The 24932-nt window shown below is 48.1% G+C and carries 26 protein-coding genes and 1 riboswitch; of the genes, 18 read left to right on the top strand and 8 right to left on the bottom strand.

Features of this window, described 5'->3' with window-relative positions; translation table 11 throughout:
• Positions 1-91 precede the first annotated feature (91 nt).
• A complete protein-coding gene (locus EL84_RS00465; RefSeq protein WP_047840278.1) occupies positions 92-493 on the top strand; it encodes a RidA family protein in 402 nt (133 codons plus the stop codon).
• 630 nt (positions 494-1123) lie between these two features.
• Here EL84_RS00465 and EL84_RS00460 read toward each other — a convergent pair.
• Positions 1124-2194: a copper amine oxidase N-terminal domain-containing protein gene (locus EL84_RS00460; RefSeq protein ID WP_047840277.1), complete on the bottom strand. Its 1071-nt coding sequence runs from the start codon at positions 2192-2194 to the stop codon at positions 1124-1126.
• Between the two features lie 249 nt (positions 2195-2443).
• Between EL84_RS00460 and EL84_RS00455 the strand changes: the two genes are divergently transcribed.
• Both EL84_RS00455 and EL84_RS00450 read left to right on the top strand, forming a co-directional pair.
• Positions 2444-2920 carry a GNAT family N-acetyltransferase gene (locus EL84_RS00455; RefSeq protein ID WP_047840276.1) on the top strand — a complete coding sequence of 159 codons (477 nt, stop codon included), beginning with the start codon at positions 2444-2446 and terminating at the stop codon, positions 2918-2920.
• 47 nt (positions 2921-2967) lie between these two features.
• On the top strand, positions 2968-4038 hold the full coding sequence (locus EL84_RS00450; RefSeq protein WP_047840275.1) for a Gfo/Idh/MocA family protein: 1071 nt from the start codon (positions 2968-2970) through the stop codon (positions 4036-4038).
• A 90-nt stretch (positions 4039-4128) separates the two neighbouring features.
• Here the strand turns inward: EL84_RS00450 and EL84_RS00445 are convergent, their stop codons facing one another.
• Positions 4129-4497 (bottom strand): hypothetical protein, encoded by a 369-nt coding sequence (locus EL84_RS00445; RefSeq protein WP_036668594.1) that lies wholly within the window; start codon positions 4495-4497, stop codon positions 4129-4131.
• 94 nt (positions 4498-4591) lie between these two features.
• Positions 4592-7171 carry a UvrD-helicase domain-containing protein gene (locus tag EL84_RS00440; protein ID WP_047840274.1) on the bottom strand — a complete coding sequence of 860 codons (2580 nt, stop codon included), beginning with the start codon at positions 7169-7171 and terminating at the stop codon, positions 4592-4594.
• A gap of 349 nt (positions 7172-7520) precedes the next feature.
• Between EL84_RS00440 and EL84_RS00435 the strand changes: the two genes are divergently transcribed.
• Together EL84_RS00435 and EL84_RS00430 are read left to right on the top strand one after the other, a co-directional pair.
• Positions 7521-8333 (top strand): zinc ribbon domain-containing protein, encoded by an 813-nt coding sequence (locus EL84_RS00435; RefSeq protein WP_047840273.1) that lies wholly within the window; start codon positions 7521-7523, stop codon positions 8331-8333.
• A gap of 73 nt (positions 8334-8406) precedes the next feature.
• Positions 8407-9213: a TrmB family transcriptional regulator gene (locus EL84_RS00430; protein ID WP_036613206.1), complete on the top strand. Its 807-nt coding sequence runs from the start codon at positions 8407-8409 to the stop codon at positions 9211-9213.
• 269 nt (positions 9214-9482) lie between these two features.
• Here the strand turns inward: EL84_RS00430 and EL84_RS00425 are convergent, their stop codons facing one another.
• Positions 9483-10175 (bottom strand): NUDIX hydrolase, encoded by a 693-nt coding sequence (locus tag EL84_RS00425; RefSeq protein ID WP_047840272.1) that lies wholly within the window; start codon positions 10173-10175, stop codon positions 9483-9485.
• A gap of 79 nt (positions 10176-10254) precedes the next feature.
• Between EL84_RS00425 and EL84_RS00420 the strand changes: the two genes are divergently transcribed.
• Entirely contained in the window at positions 10255-10557 is a 303-nt protein-coding gene (locus tag EL84_RS00420) for a hypothetical protein (RefSeq protein ID WP_047840271.1), read from the top strand.
• 241 nt (positions 10558-10798) lie between these two features.
• On the opposite strand, the gene mscL is transcribed toward EL84_RS00420, so the two are convergent.
• Complete coding sequence (gene mscL, locus EL84_RS00415) at positions 10799-11293, bottom strand: large conductance mechanosensitive channel protein MscL (protein WP_047840270.1); 495 nt, start codon at positions 11291-11293, stop codon at positions 10799-10801.
• Positions 11294-11564: 271 nt separating this feature from the next.
• A riboswitch (purine riboswitch) is annotated at positions 11565-11664 on the top strand.
• 300 nt (positions 11665-11964) lie between these two features.
• On the opposite strand from mscL, the gene EL84_RS00410 reads away from it, so the two are divergent.
• The 3 genes from EL84_RS00410 (at position 11965) to EL84_RS00400 (ending at position 15456) form a co-directional block, all read left to right on the top strand.
• The gene (locus EL84_RS00410; RefSeq protein WP_036613196.1) at positions 11965-12552 is read left to right on the top strand and encodes a xanthine phosphoribosyltransferase; all 588 of its coding nucleotides are present in this window, start codon (positions 11965-11967) and stop codon (positions 12550-12552) included.
• Between the two features lies 1 nt (position 12553).
• Positions 12554-13915 carry a nucleobase:cation symporter-2 family protein gene (locus EL84_RS00405; RefSeq protein WP_036613194.1) on the top strand — a complete coding sequence of 454 codons (1362 nt, stop codon included), beginning with the start codon at positions 12554-12556 and terminating at the stop codon, positions 13913-13915.
• 728 nt (positions 13916-14643) lie between these two features.
• Complete coding sequence (locus EL84_RS00400) at positions 14644-15456, top strand: DUF418 domain-containing protein (RefSeq protein ID WP_161799392.1); 813 nt, start codon at positions 14644-14646, stop codon at positions 15454-15456.
• Positions 15457-15552: 96 nt separating this feature from the next.
• Here EL84_RS00400 and EL84_RS00395 read toward each other — a convergent pair whose 3' ends face one another.
• Positions 15553-15891 carry a DUF4870 domain-containing protein gene (locus tag EL84_RS00395; protein ID WP_047840268.1) on the bottom strand — a complete coding sequence of 113 codons (339 nt, stop codon included), beginning with the start codon at positions 15889-15891 and terminating at the stop codon, positions 15553-15555.
• Positions 15892-16086: 195 nt separating this feature from the next.
• Positions 16087-16362, bottom strand: coding sequence for a hypothetical protein (locus EL84_RS00390; protein ID WP_036613189.1), 276 nt, complete (start codon positions 16360-16362; stop codon positions 16087-16089).
• Positions 16363-16761: 399 nt separating this feature from the next.
• Here EL84_RS00390 and EL84_RS00385 point away from each other — a divergent pair, with 399 nt between their 5' ends.
• From EL84_RS00385 to EL84_RS00345, 9 genes are all read left to right on the top strand, one after another.
• Positions 16762-16950, top strand: a complete 189-nt coding sequence (locus EL84_RS00385; protein ID WP_017690840.1) for a hypothetical protein — start codon at positions 16762-16764, stop codon at positions 16948-16950.
• A 133-nt stretch (positions 16951-17083) separates the two neighbouring features.
• The gene (gene map / locus EL84_RS00380) at positions 17084-17845 is read left to right on the top strand and encodes a type I methionyl aminopeptidase (RefSeq protein WP_047840267.1); all 762 of its coding nucleotides are present in this window, start codon (positions 17084-17086) and stop codon (positions 17843-17845) included.
• Between the two features lie 565 nt (positions 17846-18410).
• A complete protein-coding gene (gene coxB, locus EL84_RS00375; protein ID WP_047840266.1) occupies positions 18411-19463 on the top strand; it encodes a cytochrome c oxidase subunit II in 1053 nt (350 codons plus the stop codon).
• 71 nt (positions 19464-19534) lie between these two features.
• Complete coding sequence (gene ctaD / locus EL84_RS00370; protein WP_397376306.1) at positions 19535-21385, top strand: cytochrome c oxidase subunit I; 1851 nt, start codon at positions 19535-19537, stop codon at positions 21383-21385.
• A complete protein-coding gene (locus EL84_RS00365; RefSeq protein ID WP_047840264.1) occupies positions 21382-22008 on the top strand; it encodes a cytochrome c oxidase subunit 3 in 627 nt (208 codons plus the stop codon). The genes ctaD and EL84_RS00365 overlap by 4 nt, the downstream gene beginning before the upstream one ends.
• Before the next feature lie 3 nt (positions 22009-22011).
• Positions 22012-22332, top strand: coding sequence for a cytochrome C oxidase subunit IV family protein (locus tag EL84_RS00360; protein ID WP_036613178.1), 321 nt, complete (start codon positions 22012-22014; stop codon positions 22330-22332).
• 108 nt (positions 22333-22440) lie between these two features.
• Complete coding sequence (gene ctaG, locus EL84_RS00355) at positions 22441-23364, top strand: cytochrome c oxidase assembly factor CtaG (RefSeq protein ID WP_047840263.1); 924 nt, start codon at positions 22441-22443, stop codon at positions 23362-23364.
• 34 nt (positions 23365-23398) lie between these two features.
• On the top strand, positions 23399-23863 hold the full coding sequence (locus tag EL84_RS00350; RefSeq protein ID WP_036613174.1) for a DUF420 domain-containing protein: 465 nt from the start codon (positions 23399-23401) through the stop codon (positions 23861-23863).
• A gap of 142 nt (positions 23864-24005) precedes the next feature.
• Positions 24006-24377: a hypothetical protein gene (locus EL84_RS00345; protein WP_036613171.1), complete on the top strand. Its 372-nt coding sequence runs from the start codon at positions 24006-24008 to the stop codon at positions 24375-24377.
• Between the two features lie 110 nt (positions 24378-24487).
• On the opposite strand, the gene EL84_RS00340 is transcribed toward EL84_RS00345, so the two are convergent.
• Positions 24488-24817, bottom strand: a complete 330-nt coding sequence (locus EL84_RS00340) for a hypothetical protein (RefSeq protein WP_047840262.1) — start codon at positions 24815-24817, stop codon at positions 24488-24490.
• Positions 24818-24932: the final 115 nt, after the last annotated feature.

The raw sequence follows: 24932 nt of genomic DNA, 5'->3' as shown, positions 1-24932 counted from the left end.
AACTTGATTCCATTGTCCGAGATGTTGGGGGACTGATATAATTCATGTTTAATCTGAAGAGACAAATACAACCAAAGCGAGGGACGAGAGAATGAGCAGACAGCAGGTATTTACCGGCTCCCCATGGGAACCGTTGGTGGGATATTGCCGTGCCATCCGTGTAGGGAACCGAATTGAAGTGGCGGGTACAACCGCGATGCAAGATGGTGTAGTTGTTGGGGCAGGTGATCCGTATGCACAGACAAGGTTCGTTTTGCAGACGATCGAGAATGCACTGAAAGAACTGGGGGCTGACATGTCGCATGTGGTGAGAACCCGGATGTTTGTGACCGATATCTCCAGATGGGAGGAAGTTGGCAAGGCGCACGGTGAATTTTTTGGACAGATCCAGCCTGTAGCCACCATGGTTGAAGTTAGCGCACTCATTGATCCCTTGTTGATGGTTGAGATTGAAGTGGAAGCGATCGTTGAAGATGAAACCCAAGCCGATTGATTCTGACCGTTATCCAGAAGATATCTAAGGAACACAGGACGTCTTATTTGGCCATCAGGTCCTCTTGCTAAAATGTAAAGAACTTCAGACACGTTATTTCCCAAATTCCTCTGATTAAAATGCTATAAACAGCTATTTATTCAAATTAGCGTGCCTGAGATTCCTTAGATTTCTGCGGGTGCTTCAAATCCATGAATAAGATGCCTCAGATTCCTTAGCATTAACTCCGCTTGCTCTTACATTCGGTAAGCAATGCATTTCGTATGCAGTGCACATCGCACGTGTCTGCTCCGGACAAGTTTCAGATACCCTTCGGTTTGAAGCAGTTTGTAGACACACTCTAAAAAACCAGAACCAGAACAAAACCAAAAACTAAAACCCCCAAAAAAAAACAACCTTATCCATGCCTGTCAAAAGACAAGCGGATAAGGTTGTTTTGAATTGACTTCGCCGCCTGGCCGCACGGCTGAGCTCTTGATGCGCCAAACTCATTACACCGCGCGCCAGGAGCTACATGCGGATGGCTGGTCATTATGATGCTCCACACTCATGACCCCGCGCTAAGCGATGCACGCGGTCGTCTGCAACAACATATAACATGTGTTTCAGCCAGACGTTTTTCTAACCGTATTATTTCGCTTCCAGCTCTGCTGCAGGTGTTTCAACAACCACTTTCCAAGCTGTTCCGATTGGAGGCAGGCTGCGTGTCAACACAGGGCTGTAGAATCCAATGACTTTAGCGCCTTTGGTCAGTTCTTCAGCTTTCACCGTTTCACCTTCGTGGTTCACGATCAGCGTGTCTTTAGCAATGTTCAGTATGACATGGTCAGGAGCTGTTTCTGTTAACCGTGTACCTGTAATCTCAATCTGTGAGATGCTGCCTTCAGCTGTTGTTACATTTTCAATTGTACCCGCTGTACCCAGAAGCTCTTTAGGTTGTGTCTCAGATGCTGTAGCTGCATCCAATACAGTGACTGTATAGGTCGGCGTTTGTGGTGGCAGACTGCGAGTGGTGATCAGGGAATGCTCAGCTTCCACGTTCATGCCAATGGCCAGATCAGTCAGTGCAATCTCTTTCCCCTCAACTGAGATGAATTTTGTCTCATCGCTCAGATTGAGCACAATACCATCCGTACCTGCACCGCCAATCTGGATGGACTTATATTTATCTTGGTTCGAGATTCTGGTAATTACACCACGTTCAGTAACCGTCTTCATGTCCTCTTCACTGGAGATAGTCACCTGATTTCCTGTTGTGTTCACTTGTCCATGCAGTGCTTTCTCAGCAAATGAAATCGGTACATACAATTTGCCGCCTGTGATTTCGGGCGCTGTACCCAGCGTGAGCGACATTTTATTCACGGAATATTGATCCTTGCCTGTGATTACCTGTGTCCAGAGAGCACCGCGAGTCAGCTCTGCAGTTTTAGTTTCTTTATTCCATTCCAGTTCAATACCCAGTGCGTCGGTAAGATCACGCAGCGGGATCATGGCTACTTTGCTATCTTTGTTCCAATAACCATCAGAGATGGATGCACCATTCACGGATACGTTTACTACACTCGCTGCGTTACTATCTGCTGAAACGGATGTTTGATGGACTGGTTGTGTGTTGTCCAGTGTTGCAGCATAAGCGGCTCCACCACCCAATGCCATGGATAGGGCCATCAGTGCACTTACTTTTTTCATGTTGTTGTTCATCAATATTCATCCCTTCTAATCTGTGTACTGACGCGGTAAAATCTTCCTTAGGGCCGCGCTTCAAGTTAATAGACGGGACAAATCGTCTAAGTGTTGCAGTTGAAATCTAATGAATGTAAGCGGTAGGTTAGTTTAAATTAGAAATATCGCTTGTATTGCAGGTTATCCGCAGCAGGATCAGGTTAATTTCAGGTAAGTGGCCAAACCTTTGTCCTATTTCACATTCAAGTACGAGGAGGAACGGATTAGATGAGTGATATGTTGGTAGCGCTCTATCGTTTGCCGGAGCAAGAGAGTGGACTGAGAGCGTTGGAGGAATCCTCCATTGTGATTCGAAGAGCCATTGCCCCAGAGAAACAGCTTGTACTGGATTGGGTGAGGGCACATTTTAGTCAGGCTTGGGTGGATGAATGTGAGGTCGCTTTTGCGCGTCAGCCGGTGTCCTGTTATATTGCGGTTGAGCATGGGAAAATGATTGGATTTGCCTGTTACGAAGCGACATGTCGCAACTTCTTTGGACCGACAGGTGTGAGCCAGGATGCACGGGGCAAAGGTGTAGGTACAGCCCTGTTACTGGCCTGTATGCATGCGATGAAGGCGGACGGTTACGGGTATGCCATTATCGGATCAGCGGGACCTGTGGATTTCTATGCCCGGACGCTGGGTGCCGTGAAGATTGAAAATTCAATGCCGGGTATTTACGAAGGCATGCTGCGGGCAGACTAGACCATAATGATGTTGTGGAAGTTGTGGAAAAGGAAGGGAGGACGATGATGAGCACGAAACAAATGTTGCACATCGGAATGATCGGTACGGGATCAATCTCGGATCTTCATATGAGGTGTTATGCCAAAAACGAGGATGCCGTCATCTATGCGATCTGCGATCTGAACGAAGAACGGGCTAAAGCTGCGGCACAGAAGTATGATGCTCAATCCGTGTACACCGATTATCGGGAGATGCTGGAGGACCCGCATGTGGATGCCGTCAGTATCTGTACCTGGAATAATACACACGCCGAATTTGCCATTGCTGCACTGGAGGCAGGCAAGCATGTGTTGCTGGAGAAACCGGTGGCAACCAATGTGGAAGATGCACTGCGGATTGAAGAAGCGGTGAAGAAGAGCGGACGTACGTTTATCGTTGGTTTTGTGCGGCGTTATGATAACAATATGCAGATGATGCGCAGATTCATTGATGCCGGGGAGTTTGGTGAACTGTATTATGCCAAAGCCTCCATTCTGCGGCGTCACGGCAATCCAGGCGGTTGGTTTGCTGATAAAAGCCGTTCCGGCGGCGGCCCCCTGATTGATCTCGGCGTACATATTATCGACCAATGTTGGTATCTCATGGGCAGGCCGAAACCTGTTTCGGTCAGTGGTAATACGTATCGGAAGCTGGGCAATCGTGCCCATATCGAACATCTTTCTTTTTACAAAGCAGCCGACTACAGCGCAGCTGTGAATGACGTGGAAGATATGGCGAATGCACTTATTCGGTTTGAGAACGGGGCTTCGCTGGCGGTGGATGTGAGCTTTACCCTGCATGCACGCGGAGATGAGTCATCGGTGAAATTATACGGTGAGCGTGGTGGGTTCGAACTGGAGCCGGAGACACTGATCGTCACGGAAAAAAATAATACGATCCTGAATATTGAACCCCAGACGGATAACACGGGTCTCCATATTCATAGTGCATTCCAGAACCAGATTGACCACTTTGTGGATTGTTGCCTGAACGGTACAGAGCCGATCAGCCCAATTGCGGATGGTGTGGCTTCCACGCGCATGTTGTGCGGAATCTACGAATCCGCTGAGAAAGGGCAGGAGATTCGTCTGGATTGAGTTCATTTTACATGGCAGTTGTCCTTCATCATATTAAAAAGCATGCGTCTTCCGCGTGATCTGCGGTTACGCATGCTTTTTGGCATAAGGTCATTTATTCAGTGGTGAATTCTCGTATCCAGGGTCATCATAATCCGTATCCTGCAGCCTTGGAAGCACGTTCATGGTTTCAATTGCCTGCCGGGTATCCGGCGTGCCGTGGTCATACAGAAAGGTGTACAGCAAGGTCATGCCATCCGAAAACTGCTCCGTTGCCTCATCATGGTCTGCCGATTTGTAGGGTACTGGCGCCCGTTGCAATGTATAGGCATCGTCATCCTCCAGCACCTTCATCAGATCTTTCAATCGGCCCAACTGTTCGTCATCCACCAACACCTCAAAGGGTGTAGATTCGTTCTTTGTTTGCTCAATAAGATTATGTGTTACCGATACATACAGATGTTGTTTGCCGTCCTGCATATTCCAACCCCCATTCTGAAATGGAAAAAAGACGCTTCTACTGTTAATAAACAGCAAAAAGCGCCCTGAAACGAGCTACTATGCTCGTATTATTTTATTTCCCGAATCTCCCCGTTACGGGCACCTGGCGGGTGCCGGCCTCCATCGATCCTGAACACAGGGGACAGGCGGGAGAGCCCGAGGATGCCTTCTTGGTTGCTTTTGAAGGTACAGCTGGCTTCTGTCTTAGCCACGCTTTACAGGTGGACGAACTGCATTTCCAGACCGCAACGGTCTCCGTACGCTCAGCATTCCCTGAACCTGAAGTGTGCGACTGTGAACTGGAGGAATTCGCAGCTGTCGGTCTCACACCAGTGGTGCTGAACGCCTTATGGTTGCGAATCTCCCCACTGCCACGTCGTTCACCGAGGCGATCCTCATCACGTTCGTTGTGGACCTCGTAGTCACGACGGTCACTGTGGCTGATGGCACGACGCTGTGCCACATCCCGACCTTCGGAACGGGTACCCGAGCCCGAGCGGGCGTACTGTCCATTACCTTTACCATATGAAGTCTGACTGCTCGTCCGGCTCTCCTCACGAGGTTTACGTTTGTCCGGAACTTCCATGCCGAAGGCTTCAAGCAGGAAACGGGACACATCCGCTGGTTTTCCATGATGGCTCGCCGGTGAGGTGACATACAAGTACTGCTTGGCCCGTGTGATGGCAACGTAGGCGAGCCTGCGTTCTTCCTCCAGCGCCATGTCCAGTTCGGCATCTGTCTGCTGCACAGCAAGCGCAGCTTTCTGATCCTCGGGAATATCCTGACGCAGTGCGGTACTGTGAGGCACAATGCCTTCACTGGCTCCGATCCAGTACACACAAGGGAACTCCAGTCCTTTGGCCCGGTGAATGGTCATCAGTTGTACCGCGTCACTATCCTGCGCACGGCGCAAAGATTCCATCTCACGGTGTCTGCGGGACAGCTCATCCGCGAATTGAATAAATTCTTCTACCGTTTCGAATTTTTTGACGGCAGCTTCGAATTCATCCAGAGTTTCCAGCATCGTTTCCTTATAATGGGTAAAGATGCTGGGATCACCACTTTCCATATACTTGTCGTAGAACTGCCTGCGCATCTCCTGAATGGCGATGATGGGTTTTAGTTTGTGCAGTGATTTGATCAGTTTGATGCGTTCCTTGACCTGTTCCTGCTGGAACGGTTTCAGCTTGTCCCATTTCACCAGATGGATGAGCGGGTATTTCTTCGCCTGTTGTTGTTCACAACGCTGTATCCATTCCAGTCCTGTATCTCGTGATACATAGAGCGGTCCTAATGCACTTGGGAGAGCATCCATGGCACGTGGATCAAGAGACAGACGCAAATGATCCATCAGGGGTCTGATGAGAGACTGGTCATAGAACACCGGAGAAGCACCATGCTGTACAAAAGGCACATCTTTCAACACAAGCTGCTCGAATACAGCCCGGCTACTGCTGGCTGTCCGGTGAAGAATCGCAATATCACGATAGGTGTGTTGTCCTTCTTCAACCTGCTGGCACAGCTGATTTACAACCCAAGCCGCTTCTTCCTCCGCATTGGAAGGTGTAGCGAAACGGGGCGCATCGCCGCGGTTTCCGGCGGCACGCAGCCGTTTGTCACGTCTGCGTTTATTGCGGGCGACCAGCTCACTTCCGAGTCCAAGGATGCGTGCATCACTGCGATAATTGATATCCAGCGTCACAATGCGTGCACCGGGGTATACTTTATCGAATTCCAAAATTGATTCCTGGCGTGCGCCATTAAAGGTATAGATCGTCTGGTCATCGTCTCCCACAACCATCAGATTGCGGTGAGCGGAAGCCAGTTTTTGCACAATTTCATACTGCAGATGGTTGGTATCCTGGAACTCATCCACCATAATGTACTGGAAACGCTTCTGAAGCGGCCCCAGAACAGCAGGATCACGAAGCAGCGCGGCTGCCCGTAGTAAAATATCATCAAAATCCATTTTGCCGCGATCCTGCTTCCAGGCTTCGTAACCAAGCAGAACACGCTTGGCATCGCGTTCTTCCTGTGATTTTTCAGGCAGATCGGTTGTTTCCGATCCTTGCATCTTCCATGCGGACAGCATAGCCAGCAGACTTTCAGGCTGGAAAGCTTCACTCATGCCATTCTGGCGAAGAAGCATCTTCAGCACCGTATGCTGGGCTCGCGACTCGCCAAAGATCTCTTCCTGCACACCGTAATGACGCAATAATGTCAGCGCAAAAGAGTGGAAGGTGCGAGCCTGTACGGCTCTCGCGGCTGCCGGGCGTATACCTGGCAATGCGGCGATCCGGTCTTTCATCTCGGTGGCGGCTTTGTTCGTGAACGTCACCAGCAGGATACTGCCTGCATGTACGCCACTGACCTCTATGAGGTAGCCGGCTCTTGCAGCCAGTACAGTTGTTTTGCCACAACCGGCTCCGGCGAGCGTCAGAATCGGTCCTCTGCCGTGACGAACTGCCGAGATTTGTGGTGCGTTTAACTTGATGCCGGCCTCTTCCAGAGAGCGAAAATAAAAGGCATCCTGTTGCTCATTACCCACGAGTTGCCGACTGGTCTCCAGCGGAGCAGATGGGGACTGGGGCAGGGACGCCGCCGGGGTAACCCCGAGCGGACGGGGGTAGAACGTTGAGTTCGGACTTAACATGTTTCATCCACCTCTGTATGCATTCAGGGATAGGACTATCCCGGCTAAAAGTAAACCATTTGCCCTTTTCACAATCGCATTGTAAATTGGTATGATAGAGTTAGTCGCCTAATCAGGCGGTTAAGTAGGGCCAAAGCTTCATTATACCCGAACATATGGTCTTGACGAAAGCCCCCGATTTCATCCAGTATCGGTATAAAACGGGCACCTGCACGAGATTACGCAACTTTTTGGCATGATATCGTATAAGTTATATGCCTGAGCATTTTGCATGAAAGATGTAATATGCTAATTTACTACTAAATAGAAATGATAATATTGGTTTTGACGGGACAGAGGAGGAATGGTCATGAAACTGCTTCAGCGCATCAAAGACGGAGCGAACAAAGCAACAGAGCGTGCCCAGCACGCCGTTGAGATTGGGAAACTGAACAACCAGATTGTGGGCTTGCAACAGGAACAGGAAGTCCATTTTACAGATATGGGTCGCATCTTCTATGAGGGTTATCGGGCACAGGATATGACGCGTGCAGAAAAAGAGATGGTGGATCTGTCGCAGCTCTGCGACGAATTGCAGGACGAGATTGATGGTCTGCGCAACAAGATTGCACAACTCAAGAACGAACGGTTGTGCGAGTGTGGACACGTCGCTTCCCTGGATGCCAACTTCTGCCCTAAATGCGGACGCAAGTTGGGTGAACTCAAGACAGCAGCGCCTAAAGTAGCAGCAGGAGTTGCAGGAGCCACCACAGCCGCAAGACAGGAGGCAGCTGTAGCTCAGAACCCAACTCCAGAGCCGGACTTCTACGATGCGCCACCTGAGTTGGAACTGGAGGAAGACGAGCCGTACCATACGGTCATTCCGTCCATAGCGGATCTGGAAACGGAATCGGAATATAACAGTACGGAATTTACCCAGGAAGAAAAGGAAGCGTTTGATGCCGAGTGGGAACGTCGCAGAGATGAAGAGATGCAACGGGAACGTGAGCGTCAGCAGGAACTGGACGAACGCATCCGCTACTGGAAAGAAAACAACCCGATCGTGAATACGGTGGACGTACAGACCGAAGTGTCACGCGAAATGGTGAATTGTCAGATTTGTGCAGCCGAGCTACCCAAAGGGTCGAAGTGGTGCCCGCGCTGTGGTGCCGAACAGATTTGATCTGATGCAGTAGAAGCACTGCCGCATCAGTGTGAGGCAGTGCGGGTTGCTGACAGCATGGGGGGACGGGAATATGGACCAACTGCTGCATCATTTGCGTCATCTCGGATTTACCGAGATGGAATCTAAAATTATGGTGGAACTCGCTCGTCAGGGATCAGCCTCAGGATATGAGGTTGCGAAGCGGCTGGGCGTGTCCCGTTCCAATGTATATGCGACCCTGCAACGGCTGGAGCAGCGTGGGTTCTTGCGGTGTAGTCCGGGGGAACCAGCGAAGTATAGTGTGCTGAAGCCAGAGGAGATGACACGTATGATCTCCGATCAAATGCGTACCTCGCTGGATTATGTCCAGAGCAGCATGCCCAAGAGTGAACCGGAGAAGCCTGTCTTCTATAACGTCGAAGGTGACAAAAATGTGTTTGAGAATCTGAGCCGTGAATTGGCCGAGGCTCAGCATGAGATTGTCGTAGACGTTTGGCGTGAAGAGGCAGAGTTGCTACGTAATGACTTACAGCAGGCTGAAGCTCGGGGTGTGCGGCTGTTATGGTCGTGTGATGGTGGCGAAGGCATGCTTGATCAGCCTGTCCCTTGGCCGGGTTTGCCTATGTATGGTACAGGTAATGGTCGGAAATTTTCCCTGGTGGTCGATCGCCGCTGGTGCATGTTAGGCATGCGCGGTGAATCATGCGCCACACAGGCACTAGTTACGGAGCATCCGGTAATGACCGGGCTGCTGCTGAATCATTTTGCTCAAGAGCTGGTGTTGTACGAATTGGAACAGGATATGGGGGAGGAACTGGAGTCCCGCTATGGGCACCGGTACGAAGAACTCTCTGCGCGTTATTGGTCTTCTCCTTCAGGAGAGGTTGACCAGAGCTAGACAGATCGGCGACTAATTCACCTCTGATGGAGTGAACATGCCAGCACATAGGTACCTATCTTGACGAAACGAATACGTGTGTACATAAAGCAGGCGCTGCCCGAAGGCAGACGCCTGTTTGTGCTGGTTTGAGATATGACAGTGATGTTCGTCACAGCATCTGTTCCCAGTCAAGTCGATAGTAAAGGTATGAAGTTATGCTATTTTTGAGAAAATGAAGCTATGAACATTCGATTGAACTAGATCGGGTTGAACAGGATACTACATGATCACTCTTTTGGCACGTGATATAGAGCTTCGAGCACATCCGTATAATAAGCTGTACCATGGGGTACAAATTCCGTTGCCCGAATCTCGCGAACGATACGTTCCTGCTCATAAGCTACATGATCACTTAATGGGTCCTTATGACCGATGGAATGTGGCGGTGATGTCAACGGCTGAGTCTGAACTCCGGTAGCTTGAATGACGTCGATCTCATTACGAAACAAAGCGAGTAGGTCATCCAGCGGCACTTCATACAGGCTATCCACCTCGCTGGGCTGCAGAACGTAGGCTTGGAGCGGCTGGTTCAGACATAATCCATAGACCGCGCTGAATTCCCGATCTATGAATGGGACACCACGCACCTCTCCTTGGAGCTGCTGTGTAGCCGTGAGTAGATAGGTTAGTGCCTCGAATGGAGTATAAACACCCAGTTCTTCCTCCAGCTCACGACTGGCGTCTTGCAGTTGTTCACCTGCGGTAAGATGACCTGCTGCTGTAATGTCGTAACATCCGGGGAAGGTATCCTTAATATCACGCCGCCGCTGAAAAAGAACCCGTCGTTGCTCGCCTTCGTCACGCACGATCCAGCAGTGGAATGAACGGTGCCAATATCCTTTGGCATGGACCTCGCTGCGTAGTGAAGTGCCGATCCAATTTTGCTGATCGTCATAAATGTCGAAACGTTCTGGGGTCATGAAACGTATCTCCTTATATAGCAGATTTTAAAGTTCGAAATTTCACAAAGTATGTTTTAAACGAAAGGGGAACCATCGTATGGAATGCATTGTACACTTTCAGGTGATTTATCCGCAACCTCAGGAACGTAAAAGTCTTAGAGGACTTATATTTGTAGGGCAAGGTCAGGAACCGGCTAACAGTCAGTTAAGCAGCATGTTTAAGGATATGGGATTTAATGTACGTTTGGAAGATGAGGCCCAATTGTTGTTCAAGCCAGTGGATGTTTCGGCAAACTTTGAATATATTCGTGTGACAGAGCTTGATACTGGGGAAGAAGTTTACAAAGAAGATAAAGATCTGAAGTCGATCCTGGAGCATTTGTTGCCACGCCGCTTCTAATTCATGAGATGGCCGCCAATGAAATTCATGGGGGAGCATATGTAATACATGTATGTTAGGCACAAAAAAAGGCCCCACCTTTACGGTGGAACCTTCAAACCTTTAAGCTACTCAACCCATAGTTAATGAAGCCCATATGGCTAGCTTTTCATACATAAACCCTAGCACGTAAGAGGTTGTCCCCCGCATCAGGATTTATATCCGTAATTCAACTCGGTGCGTCTTTAAACGTTCATCGTGATTATGCTAGAGCACCGGTGCCTTCAGCTTCGAGCTCTGAAGTACAGTGCGAGCAGCGGGTGGCCGCGGCTGGAATTTCTGATAGGCAATACTTGCAAGCCTTGGTCGTTTTTTGCGGCTCGGGCTTTTTGTGTTCTTTGCTTTTGATGTAGTTGATGCCCTTCACAAGCATGAAGATACAGAACGCAACGATAAGAAAATCAATCATGACGTTGATGAACTGACCATAAGCAATCACGGTAGCCCCAGCTTCGTTGGCTTGAGCGAGGGTGGTGATGTCCTGTCCGTTTGCTGTTTTAATATCCCCGTCCAGGTTGATGATTTTCTGACTGAAGTCGATTCCACCCATCAGTTTTCCAACCGGGGGCATGATGATATCATTCACAAGGGATGTGACGATTTTACCAAAAGCAGCCCCAATAATGACACCGACCGCCAGATCGATGACGTTGCCGCGGACGGCAAATTCCTTGAATTCGTTAAGTACGCCTTTCATGTTTGCATATCTCCTTTGATCATTCAATTCAAAATGTAGGCCGCGTTTCCATCCATTCTCCGTTCAGATCCGCGCTTCCGTTCTCATATTGTACATAAAAAATAGATTCCAATCACCCCCTGTTTGCAAATTAAGACAAGTTTCCGCAACTTCCATGAAAATACTTCTTTATTTCACGCCGTCGATTCGGTATACTTCTAACATTGTCAGTTATGTTTAACCTTTTACATTCAGGTTCGCGATCATACATTGTAACGAATCATGGAGCCAAAAAATTAAATATGCCGTTACTCGTATATGTGCAGGAATAGGCCTGCATGTCTCTACCTGATCACCGGAATGATCGGACTACGGGAAAGATGTTGCAATGTTTTGTATGGTTGGCATGAGATCATTCTCAGACAGTTTGACTGAAGAGCAGGTTCAAGTGGCTTTTATCTGTTTCCGATTACACTGTTTGAGGTTTCTCAGAGCAGGATTGAACTCCTGTCATTCTGTCCATCCAGCACACTTGCAGCATCCATACGGCTTGTCCATATACGTACAAGTCCGTCTTTCCCGTCTCCGGTTATTCCGCAGCGTGTGAAAAGGCGGGCTTTTTGCTTTTTTACCATGCGATTGGAAGAGCATGTGAGCTTCTGTGCGGAGGGCATTCAGGGGGAAGAATTACAATGCAATTGTTAAAAGACAAGGTGAGACAGGAAGGTATTGTCCTGTCCGAGCAAGTACTCAAAGTGGATTCATTCCTGAACCACCAGATGGACCCGGTTTTGATGAAGGAAGTGGGCAAGGAGTTCATTCGCCGCTTTGAAGGCGAGAATATTACTCGCGTGCTGACGATTGAGTCGTCAGGGATCGCCCCAGGTATCATGACTGCGTTGGAGCTGAACGTGCCGCTGATCTTTGCACGGAAGCAGAAGTCCCTCACACTGACGGAAGACATTCTGGTAGAGAAGGTCTACTCCTTCACGAAGCAGGAGACCAATGAAATTACCGTTGCCAAGAAGTTCATGAAGCCTGGTGATCGCGTGCTGATCATTGATGATTTTCTGGCGAATGGCGAAGCAGCATTTGGTCTGGCTCGCATTGTGGAGCAGGTTGGAGCTGAAGTGGTGGGTATCGGTATTGTGATTGAAAAAGCATTCCAGCCGGGAGGTCGCTTGCTGAAAGAAGCAGGATACCGTGTGGAATCATTGGTTCGCATCGGGGCACTGTCGGATGGACAGGTTACATTTGCGGACGAGGAGGGCACGAACTAATATGGCACGCGAACGTATCTTTCAACGGCATCGGCATCCAATCAAAACGTTCTCCCTCGGACTACAGCATGTGCTTGCGATGTATGCAGGAGCTGTTGTCGTTCCATTGATCGTCAGTAACGCATTGGGTTTTACACAGGAACAACTAACCTATCTCATTGCCATTGACTTGCTCGCATGTGGTGTGGCTACACTGCTTCAGGTATGGGGAAATAAATATTTCGGCGTAGGGCTGCCTGTCATGCTCGGCTGTGCATTTCAGGCTGTGTCTCCGATGATCCTAATCGGGATGAACAGTGGAGTATCTGCCATTTACGGAGCGATTATTGCCTCAGGGCTGTTCGTATTGATCTTCTCCGGAATCTTTGGGAAGCTTATTCGGCTCTTTCCACCAGTGGTTACGGGTTCGGTGGTTACGATCATCGGTTTAACCTTGATTCCCGTTGCTTTCCACGATCTGGGCGGCGGTCAGGGATCAGAAGATTTTGGCAGCGGAGTTAATCTCATGCTCGGTTTTGGCGTGCTGCTCTTTATCATTCTAATGACTCGTTTTACAACCGGTTTTATCCGTTCCATCTCAGTATTGATTGGTCTGCTTGTAGGTACGATTGCGGCAGGGTTTATGGGCGAGGTTAATTTTGCTCCTATCCGCGATGCAAGTTGGTTCCACGTTGTTCAGCCGTTTTACTTCGGCAGACCGACATTTGAGATTGTACCGATCCTGACGATGATTCTGGTGGCGATTGTCAGTGTGGCCGAGTCCACAGGTGTATTTATGGCTCTGGGCAAAATCCTGGACAAGGACCTTTCTTCCAAGGATCTGGCGCGCGGTTATCGCGCAGAGGGTCTAGCCATTGTGTTAGGCGGTATTTTCAACTCGTTCCCGTATACAACGTATTCGCAAAATGTAGGACTTGTACAGATGACACGTGTGAAGACACGTGATGTCATTGTGGTGGCTGGTGGAATCCTGGTGGTCATTGGATTTGTACCAAAAATTGCAGCCCTCGCACAGCTCGTTCCAGGGGCAGTACTTGGCGGAGCCATGGTGGCCTTGTTTGGCATGGTGGTATCATCAGGCATTCGGATTATCGGCAGTCAGGTTGATCTGAACCGACATGAGAATCTGTTTGTCATCGCTTGTTCTGTAGGTATGGGGCTTGGGGTTACCGTTGTACCTGAGTTGTTCGCAGGAGCACCGGCCTGGGCTCAGATTATGCTCGGTAATGGTATCATTGCAGGCAGCTTCACGGCGATCTTCATGAACCTGCTGTTTAATGGTCTGGGTACCAAGGAAACAGCCGCCAAAATGGCTGAACAACAGGCAGATGCCATCCTTGGAGAGACGGGCAAGTCAGCTTAATTAGCCGAATTAGACCAGGCTTATCATCCAGCAGGATTGTTATGTTAACTGTTATAAATAGACGATTCACAAGATGGATAATGAATCAGGTTAATCATGAAGATATACAGCATGAATGGTTTATGACATACATCATTTATGCTATGAATATTCAATCGCATGAACAAGCCCTCTTTATATGTGAAACACCGAAGATACAGACTCAGCAGAGTCGTGTTTTCGGTGTTTTTTTGCTTTGTTTATCATCAGCATAGCGTCCAATGTGCCGCTGTACAGGAACAATACAGGAACAAGACCTTATGCCGGATGTAAGAAGTTATTCACCTAATTCGATGGCAAGCCAAGTTGAATGAAGGATAGACTGTTATCATGCACGGGGGTATACAGCCAAGAGATAAGTGATCCAATCGCTTTTTGATTACATAACAATAATTTCACTGGGAGGAACGATGAATTATCAACCTGTATCAAAACAAGATCGAATGAAGTTTCTGGATTTGTTTCGAGGGTTTTCCTTGATAGGCCTACCATTCGTAAATATATTGGCATTGTGGGTTATGTTGAAGCCGGATACTCGTGTAGATTTTTGGATCCAACGAGCATTATATTTTTTGGTGGAGGCACGTTTTTACGATATCTTCTGTTTTTTATTTGGCCTTGGATTTTATCTTTTTCTAAGCCGGTCAGCTCCCAAAAGTCAAACCAAGCTGTTTCTCTATATCCGCAGGATGCTTATTTTATTAGCGCTGGGATATATTCATCAACAGTATCAGTCTGGAGAAGCTTTATTTCTTTATGCCATCATAGGGCTGGTTGTCATTCCGTTATATTGGGCACCTCGAACTGTGAATTTGGTGATCGGTGTGGTGGGATTTATTGCAGCCGCCGCGATAGGTGTCAAAATGCTAACGATTCCTTTTTTAATTATACTGGGATTGTCAGCAGGTCAATATCAACTGATGGAGAAGATCCAGAAAGGATTTCCGTATCTGGTCAGAATCTGGTTCATTTCATTCATCGCTTCTATCGTGGGGATCGGTATCATGTGGTGGGTTGCTCCTCCGGATGCGATGAGTCCGTTTCTATACGAAGTGATTGGTGCGAGCCTGCCTGTTGCTGAGCAAGCCAATATGGATGCTGCTTTTCAATTAGAACATATCGGTGTGGCAATTGGTCCGGTGGTATCCATCTTTTATCTAAGTACATTACTGAGATTGAACCAGAACATGACCTTTGCCAAAATGTTAAGTCCCCTGCATGCATTCGGACGAATGGCCCTGACCAATTATATTGCACAGACCATCATTTTGTTGGTGGTATACCAACTCATATTTGCAGATGCTGCTGTATCGTATACGGTGTCTACCCTTGTGTGCATTGGCATGGTTATTGTACAAGTCATCGCGAGTAATCTGTGGATGCGCTGGTTACAGTATGGGCCGCTGGAATGGGTATGGAGATGTGGTACTTATCTAAGTTTCATTCCGATCCGTAAAAAGCATTCTAAGCCACGTGTTCATGACACAAGGGTGAGAGGTTGACTCTTTTTCCTCGTTATAATCAAAGACGATCCACATCCGGTTGAACGGAAATGGATCGTCTTTTCTTTTTGGAACACGTCTACCTTCTGCCTGAAGTTACAGATGACGCAGCTGTTTTTCTGCAAAATCGCCAACCCACGGCAGTTTTAGCCATTTCCCCTGTAAGCTGGTAACGACCATAATAAGCCAGACCACTACACCAAGCAGGGATAACAGCGATGCCACCAGTGGTCCGAACAACGGAAGGAAAGCCGATAATACATGCCCGACCATAATGATGCCAAAGACCGTTACAGATTGCAACGCATGAAATAACACGAACCGGCTCCGCTTCTCCACAGCGAGAAAGACAATCCCACCTACAAAGGTAAACAGATAACAAAGCATACCGGCAATATTTTCATCCAGACCGCTAGACGATTTCATGGGGGACATCCGGTCCAGCCTCCTTTGACCTTTTTAACTAGGTTATGAGAGAGATGGACAGAACTGAACCGATGAATTTATTTGCCTGTGAACGGGTTGGGGATGCAACACATAGGAAATAGCAAACAGGGGCAGAGCAAGCCATTGTACAGCCTACTCTGCCCCTGTTGTCGTGGCGATTAAACTTTGCTTTAAACGAAATCGTTATCCGCCCTCGATCTGTCTGCGAGGGTTTGTGATCTTGCCCATTTTATCGGTGTCGTTTTCTTTGGGAACCAACCGCTCATCGGTTCTTCCTTCGTGATGATTATCATATGCATATTCCGTCAGTTTCCATTCCGACTTGCCAAGAACGGGATCAGCCGGGAAATGTTGCCCCCGGTGCAGATGTTCCTCACGTCCGGCTTCATTGATGTAAACTCCGTCTACTTCCACCTTTTCATGCGAAAGGGGCAGCATATCTTGTTCTTTGCGGTCCATGAGACGACGCCTCCTTTGGATACCAGTAATTTAACTGTATGGGTTGTCCGTGATAATATCCCCCGAATAGTTCAGTGTTATGCTGGATATATTAATTCCGTATAGAATGGTGGCAATCTTAACATATGATTCGGAATTAAACTTTTTGGGCATGAAAACCGTTATATTTATTAGAGGAAATCGTCAAGTCGTAAGATACTTCCGAATATGCTACAATAAGATTATGATTCATTCCGAATCATATCGGGTATTTATAGTGTCAGGTACTTGCTTTCTAGCGAGGTTCCCGACCTAAAGCTTGCTTTAAGCCGCGCACACAACTTCATGGATGGCATTTAAGACTTATTCGGCATTCTCTAAACGGAGCATTCACTTTCAACGTTTTGGGAGGGAATTACAATGGCAACGAAAGGTCACAATGAGGTCAAAGAAAGTTTGAGGGAAATGACTCGGATTTTCCGTCCTAAAGATCCAAAAAAATTCGTGAAGGAGTACGTGAGAAAATACCGGATTACGGGTGGATACGAGGAAGAATTGACTTCTGTGGTTGAGCATGAGCTTGTCAAGATGGATTCTTCCGTGTCCTGAAACAACACACAACTCTGATTATACTGTTCCGATAATGAATAGAACCGTCTCCCGGGCGATAAGCTCCGGCAGGCGGTTTTTTTTGCGTTCCTGCTGCATATATATGGGAGTACACCTACAGCGGGAAGGATGAATGCATGTGGACCCTATTTTGAAAACCAAAGAAGAGATTGGCTACATGCGGGAAGCTGGACGAATTTTGCGAAGTTGTCACCAGCATATTGAGCAGTGGATGGTCCCTGGTATCACGACAGCAGCGATTAATGAGCGGGTGGAAGAGTTTCTGGCAGCACGAGGAGCCACACCGGAGCAAAAAGGGTATAAAGGATATCCTTACGCGACGTGTGCCTCTGTTAATGAAGTGGTCTGCCACGGATTTCCTGGGGAAGAGGAGTTGGCGAGCGGGGATGTAGTGACCATCGATATGGTGGTGAACAAAGACGGCTGGCTTGCTGACTCGGCCTGGACATATGGAATTGGTGAAACAAGCAGATCCATTCGCAAGCTGATGAGGCGCACGGAGAAGGCACTTGAGCGGGCGATTGCCCAGGCAGTTCCAGGGAATACACTAGGAGATATTGGAAGTGCCATTGAACGAACAGCCAGACTGTATCGGTACGGGATTGTGAAGCCTCTCATCGGTCATGGGATTGGTCAATATATTCATGAACCCCCAAATGTTCTGCCTTATGGCAAACGTAGAACGGGCACGATGCTCACCGAGGGCATGGTTATTACGATTGAACCAATCTTTACAAAAGGCAGTTCTGGGGCCGTTGTCTGGGATGAAGATGGATGGACGGTAAGGACGGTAGATGGCAGCTGGGGGGTCCAGTATGAGCATACGGTTGCGATTACTGGGAATGGCCCCTTGATTCTGACCGATGGCACGTGAGATGAACTCAGTGAAGAAGAGGGCTTGAGTTGAACTTTCTCCGAAATGCTCCATGCTGTTTTGAGCTTGAAGATAGCGGTATGGAGCGATAGGCATGTCTTCTGAATGGATATGGAAGAGGTTTTCCATAAATTCTGATCTTTCTTTTGCATAATAGCACATGTTTTCAATGTGAGAAAAATCACCAATAAATCGAGTTTTATCACCGAAATTTGGCAAAAATTTTCAAATGTAGAGTGTAATACTTTTAACTGAAATCGTTTGCAAATCAAGTTGTAGAGCGGTTTTTTACATAAAGTGAACAATTTGTGAACATGTGTCCAAAGATTGACAAAATCATACCCTCAACTTATATTTAATAAGTGATTGAAGCATATAGAATGAATTGGAAGAATGCGCAGACATGCCCTGAGCAGGAAATCACGGGAGTACTGGAAGCGTTATTTTTCTAAGCGTTCTGTATGATGAAGAGGATTATGCGTATCGTGCTGAAACGTACCTTTTGTTGCCTTTCTACCGAACGACAACGGTAATCTACGAAAACGTAAAAAAGTGGGGTAGATCAATGATGAAACAGTGGCAGGTTGCAAAGCGAATTCTCCCCTTGCTGGCGGTGTTCTCTTTGCTGCTATCCGCATGCGGGCGGGAAGACTTGTCGGTAATGAAACCTCAGGGTCCTGTAGCGCAAGGCCAATATGATCTGATGAAGTTATCCATCGCGATTATGATCGTGGTGCTCATCATTGTATTTGCCATAGCGGCCTATGTTCTGATCCGGTTTCGTAGACGAGCCGGGCAGACTGAGATGCCCGAACAGGTTGAAGGTAATTTCAAGCTGGAAGTAATCTGGACAGCCATTCCGTTATTGCTGGTTATTGTTCTGGCAGTACCGACGGTCCAAACGATTTTTGCCCAAGGCGAAGATCTGTCCAATGACAAAAATGCACTTAAGGTCCAAGTCACCTCACATCAGTACTGGTGGGAATTCACTTATCCTCAATATGACGTAACCACCGCTCAAGATCTCATCATCCCGACCGGAACCAAAATCGCATTCGAATTAAAAACCGCTGACGTGCTTCACTCCTTCTGGGTGCCGTCACTTGCGGGCAAAATGGACACAAACCCGGATGGAACACTTAACAAGTTCAGCTTCTCTGCACCGAATGAAGGCGTTTACCGTGGTAAATGTGCCGAATTATGTGGCAGATCGCATGCTTTCATGGAGTTTAAGGTAAAAGCAGTGAGTCAGGAATCGTTTGACAGATGGGTGAACCAGATGAAAGCACCTGCAGTCCTTCCTGAAGACACCCAATTGGCCGAAAAGTTCAAAACAAACTGCCTTTCTTGCCACGCTGTTGGTGATCAAGGTGGACCGGTTGCACCTAACCTGACGGGAATCGGCGGCAAGGAATCTGTCGCAGGCATTTTGCTGAATTCTCGCGAGGGACAGGAAGAAGGTAGTCCGGTACTGGATAACATGAAAGAATGGCTCCATGATCCACAATCCGTGAAGCCGGGCAATACCATGCCGAATCCCAAAGATCTTGGGTTGACGGATGAAGAAATCGACGGAATTGCCGAATATCTGGCCAACTACAAATTGGACTATGAATAGAACAGCAAGGACGAAGAAGGGGGTACACAACCTTGGCTCATGCGCATAGCGTCAAGAGGTACAGGGGCTTGATGGATTGGATCACCACCGTCGATCACAAAAAAATTGCCATTCTCTATTTGGTTGCGGGTGGATTTTTCTTTGGAATCGGCGGCATTGAAGCCATTTTGATTCGGATTCAACTGATGAAGCCTATGAATGATTTTGTATCGGCACAGGTCTTCAACGAATTGATTACAATGCATGGAACAACGATGATTTTCCTTGGTGTCATGCCACTTATTTTTGCCATTATGAATGCTGTCGTGCCTTTGCAGATCGGGGCACGGGACGTTGCTTTCCCGTTTCTTAACGCGTTGGGTTTCTGGACATTCCTGTTTGGTGGATTGTTGCTGAACCTGAGCTGGGTTATGGGCGGAGCACCGGATGCGGGCTGGACCTCATATACGCCGCTTTCGGGCAGTGAGTATAGTGGAACGCATGGTGTGGATTTCTACACCATCGGCCTTCAGATCGCGGGTCTGGGAACGCTCATCGGGGGCATTAACTTTCTCGCAACAATTATTACAATGCGTGCTCCAGGCATGTCCTACATGCGGATGCCGATGTTTACATGGACGACATTTATTACATCTGCCATTATCCTTTTTGCTTTTCCTGCCATCACGGTAGGGCTTGTACTTTTGACGTTTGACCGTATACTGGGAGCGAATTTCTTCGATGTCGCAGGTGGCGGTAACCCCGTACTCTGGCAGCACATCTTCTGGATCTTCGGGCACCCGGAAGTATACATTCTGATTCTGCCGGCATTTGGTATTATCTCGGAGGTTATTCCGACCTTCTCGCGTAAACGGTTGTTCGGATACAGCTCCATGGTATTTGCTACCATCCTGATTGCCTTCCTGGGCTTCATGGTATGGGCGCATCACATGTTTACAACAGGTCTGGGTAATGTAGCCAACGCGCTTTTCTCCATCTCCACGATGTTGATTGCCGTACCTACCGGGATCAAAATCTTTAACTGGCTCTTTACGATGTGGGGTGGACAGATCCGCTTTACCGCGGCAAACCTGTTTGCTGTTGGATTCGTCCCAACCTTCGTTATGGGTGGTGTTACAGGCGTTATGCTGGCATCTGCTCCGGCAGACTTCCAGTTCCATGATACGTACTTTGTTGTAGCCCACTTCCACTACGTTATTGTAGGTGGACTCGTACTTGGATTGTTCTCGGGACTGCATTACTGGTGGCCGAAGATGTTCGGACGTATTCTCAGCGAAACACTGGGCAAATGGACGTTCTGGACATTTATGATCGGTTTCCAATTAACGTTCTTTGTACAGCATTTCCTCGGTCTGATGGGGATGCAGCGCCGGATCGTTACATACTTGCCGAATCAGGACTTTGACCTGCTCAATCTGGTCAGCTCTGTCGGTGCGTTTCTAATGGGTGTTGGGGTTATCATGTTCCTCGTGAATATCGTAATCACAATGAGAAAACCGGCTGGCGCGCCAAACGATCCGTGGGAAGACGGCCGTACACTGGAATGGTCTATTCCATCTCCGCCGCCGGAATATAATTTCAAGCAGACGCCGCTGGTACGCGGAATTGATGCATATTGGAAGGAAAAAATGGCAGGACATACGGAGATGACACCGGCAGAACCTGTAGGTTCGATTCATATGCCTTCAGCAACGCCGTTGCCGTTTGTAATGTCAGTAGGTATCTTTATCGCCGGACTTGGCTTGATGTTCAGCAATGATGAATTTGGTAATGCATTTATGAATGTCATTTTCAACAATTATATTGTAGTTATTATTGGTCTCGTAATCACATTTGGTGCAATGGCACTTCGTTCACTTTATGATGATCATGGCTGGCATATTGAACCGGAGGATCAGGATGAGAAGGGGGCTAGAACATGACAACCTCACATGCCGAACCGGTGAACGACAAATTGCCGCATGAACCGGAGAAAGCAACGCTGGAAGGCCGTAACAAGCTTATCGCCTTCTGGTTGTTCCTTGGCGGCGAGACGGTACTGTTCGGTACACTCTTTGCTACCTTCCTGGCTCTTCGTGGCCAAACCAATGATGGACCTACGGCGAATGAACTGTTCCACCTGCCACTTGTGGCCGCTGCAACGTTCATTCTCCTGGTCAGTAGTTTGACGAGTGTATTTGCGATTCAGGCCATGCATAAGGGCAAGCGAGATGCACTAGCGTTGTGGCTTGGCATCACGGTAGTACTGGGTATGGGATTTCTCGCACTGGAAATTTACGAGTTCTACGAGTATGTGAAACATAAAGAGTTTGGCATGACCACGAGTGCATTCAGTTCAGCATTCTATACACTGGTCGGGTTCCACGGAGCCCACGTTGCTTTTGGTATTGTGTGGATCGGAATCATTATCGGTCAGCTGTTCAAAAAAGGATTGACGGTCGTAACCGCACCTAAAGTATACGTCTCCGCAATGTACTGGCACTTTATTGACGTGGTATGGGTGTTCATCTTTACGGTCGTGTACCTGCTCGGAAAGGTGGGGTAGCACATGTCGGCACAGGATAAGACAGATCAACAGCCTGTGAAACACCGTCACCGGACGGAAGGGCCACAGAAACACGTCGTGGTGTTTATCTTCTCCATTATTCTTACGCTGATTGCGTTTGCGGCTGCTTCTGCCGGAGGGGTCAACACAACCTTTATCATTATTATTTTGCTCGTCATGGCTATTCTTCAAGTATTCGTTCAATTGGGTTATTGGATGCACTTGAAGGACAAAGGGCACTTGATGCCGATTCTGTTCATGGCCTTTGGCTTTTTCGTAGCCTTTACGTGCATCATTATGGCACTCTATTGGGTCTGGTGGTAAAAGAGATGGCGGCGGCGCAATGCCGCCGTCTTTTCCCCTTTTTGGCGAATGAATCTTCACAAAGTAATGAAGGCAACAACCAAATCAGGTCACGGGGAGGTTTCCCGTATGCTCGGGTTGCAATATTTTAGCTTCAATGATTTATGGAGTCCGCTTATATTGGCTGTATTTCTGATCATTGCTGCGGCTTATCTGGTGCTTGTGGGACCGTTAAGCGAGCAAATAAAGGATGCAGAACCTGCGACTGCTGCACAGAAAATCATGTTTATTACAGGACTGTTTGTCCTGTATCTGGCTCAGGCTGGACCCTTTAATTTGCTCGGTCACGTAATGTTTAGCTTCCACATGGTGAGCATGGCGTTCTCCTATCTGGTAGCCCCGCCGCTGATGATGAAAGGTTTGCCGATCTGGGTATGGCGCAGAATCGTACGCTGGTTGCCTACACGCCAGCTATCGTTCCTGGCTCATCCGATCGTTGCGGCAGTGCTCTTTAACGGGCTGTTCTCGCTGTATCACCTACCGATTGTACATGATTACGTCATGCTGAATTTTACCGTTCACCGGTTGTATTATATTGCACTGTTCATCACCTCGATGCTCATGTGGTGGACATTGCTGAATCCGTTGCCAGAAGGCAGACAAGCATCGGGGTTATCCAAGATCGGTTTTATTTTTCTGAATATGGTACTGCTTACGCCTGCGTGTGGATTGATTATTTTTGCGTCCGAGCCGTTGTATCAGACGTACAGCAACCCGGCAGTATGGGCTGAAGCAATGCGGTATTGTGTGTCTGGAGATTCTACGGCGTTACTTCGCTCATTCGGTGGGCCTGCGTTCTTCAACTTTTTGTCTTCCGCGAAGGAAGATCAGCAGGTCGGTGGCATTGTCATGAAGTTTATTCAGGAAGGAATCTTCGCCTCGATGTTAGCCTATGTCTTTTTCCAATGGTATCGGAAAGAGAAGCAGGAAGATGATGATGATTCTTATCCTGCAGGAGGCGCAGGGGGGCCGCTCAATCCGGCTGCCAAATAATGAAGTAATGTTCTGACAAGAGGGGGAACACACGATGGATATGTATTTTTGGCTACCAACGATCAGTACTTCTTTCATTGTGATTAGTGCAGTACTGGTGGGGATTGGATGGGTACTGATTATTCGGGGTAAACGTGAGGCTCATCAGTCCGCCATGGTAGCAGGTGCGATTGCAGCTCTAATCTTCTTTGTGATCTATATGTCTCGTACAGTGTTCGTGGGTAATACAGCTTGGGGCGGGGACCCGGATCTGGAGATCTTTTATCGGATATTTCTGATCTTTCATATTATCCTCGCTACCGTGGCAGCGATATTTGGCATCTCCACATTGGTGCTGGGGTTCAAAAAGAAGTTCGGAACACATCGTCGCTGGGGCAAGTTCACGTCCATGATCTGGTTTGGGTCAGCGCTAACAGGTGTTGTTGTGTATGTTCTTTTATATCTCTTATATCCTGGTGGTCATACACGTCCGGTATGGGAAGTTATCCTCGGCGTATAAAAGTAGAGATATAACCTCCGGTTACTCGGGCGTGCGTCACTACTCTCTTCTGAAAATATGAAAATGGACGAATCTAGCAGATCATTCGTCCACGCTTCCTCTCTCATTCATTCATAGAATGAGTTCGAGAGGGGGAAACAAAATGAAAAAAACAGTCAACGTCAGTCAGACGTATCCACGTCTTACCGTGTATTCAGAAGAGAACTACAGAGGGAGAAGCCGCATCTATCGTGGCAACACGGGTCTTCGTAACCTGGACAATATTTTGGATGGGGTGGAGAGCCTGCGCTTTTTCTCAACAAGTTCCAATGCAACACTGGTTGTGTTTACACGTCCTAACTTCCAAGGTGGATTCCGTGTCTTCCGAGGCAACACCAACTTGAGAGATTTGGATGATCTGATCCGTGGCAATGATGTGGAATCCCTGATCTCCACCAATCAACGGTTAACGCTGGCTCAGATTCGCGCAATCCGCAGGGATCGCAGTCTGCCTAGTGGCTATAACCTCGTTTAATCGTAAGGCCTCTTCTTCTAACAGGTGCTAGAGAGCGGCAAAGGGCTGTACCCGAATTGTGTTTACACAATAACGGGTACAGCCCTTCTTTTGTGATTGGGGAATGATGTTTAATCCCCGCCACCCCCACTGTCTCCGCCGCCACTATCTCCACCGCTGTCATTGCTGCTACCACTATCGCTGTTCTGATGAGAATGTGTGCCTCCTGAAGAATCCGAATCATGATGTTTGTGACCCGGTGTGTGTCTAGCATGTCGATCGTAGGAGTCATCTCCCATAATGACCGGATATCCCGAAGCAGAGTCGGTATAACCGTTGTTGCGGCGGATGCGGTGTCTGCCTTTTTTGGCAGAATGACGATGAGGCTCATCCCGGAGGACCAACCAGATTACGACGATAAGGAAAAGGAGGACAAATCCGATCTCTACCAGCCAATCCATAGCTGTAACCTTCCTTTCTATGATTCGTTACTATAATTTATTTTAACGTAAATTCGTACTGTGTCCCATCCCGTCTTCCTGATTCAGGAAAATTAGGGGTTGACGGGATGAGAAA

The sequence above is a fragment of the Paenibacillus sp. VT-400 genome, assembly GCF_001029205.1.
Lineage (GTDB): Bacteria > Bacillota > Bacilli > Paenibacillales > Paenibacillaceae > Paenibacillus > Paenibacillus amylolyticus.
This window is presented reverse-complemented; position numbering and strand designations above follow the sequence as displayed.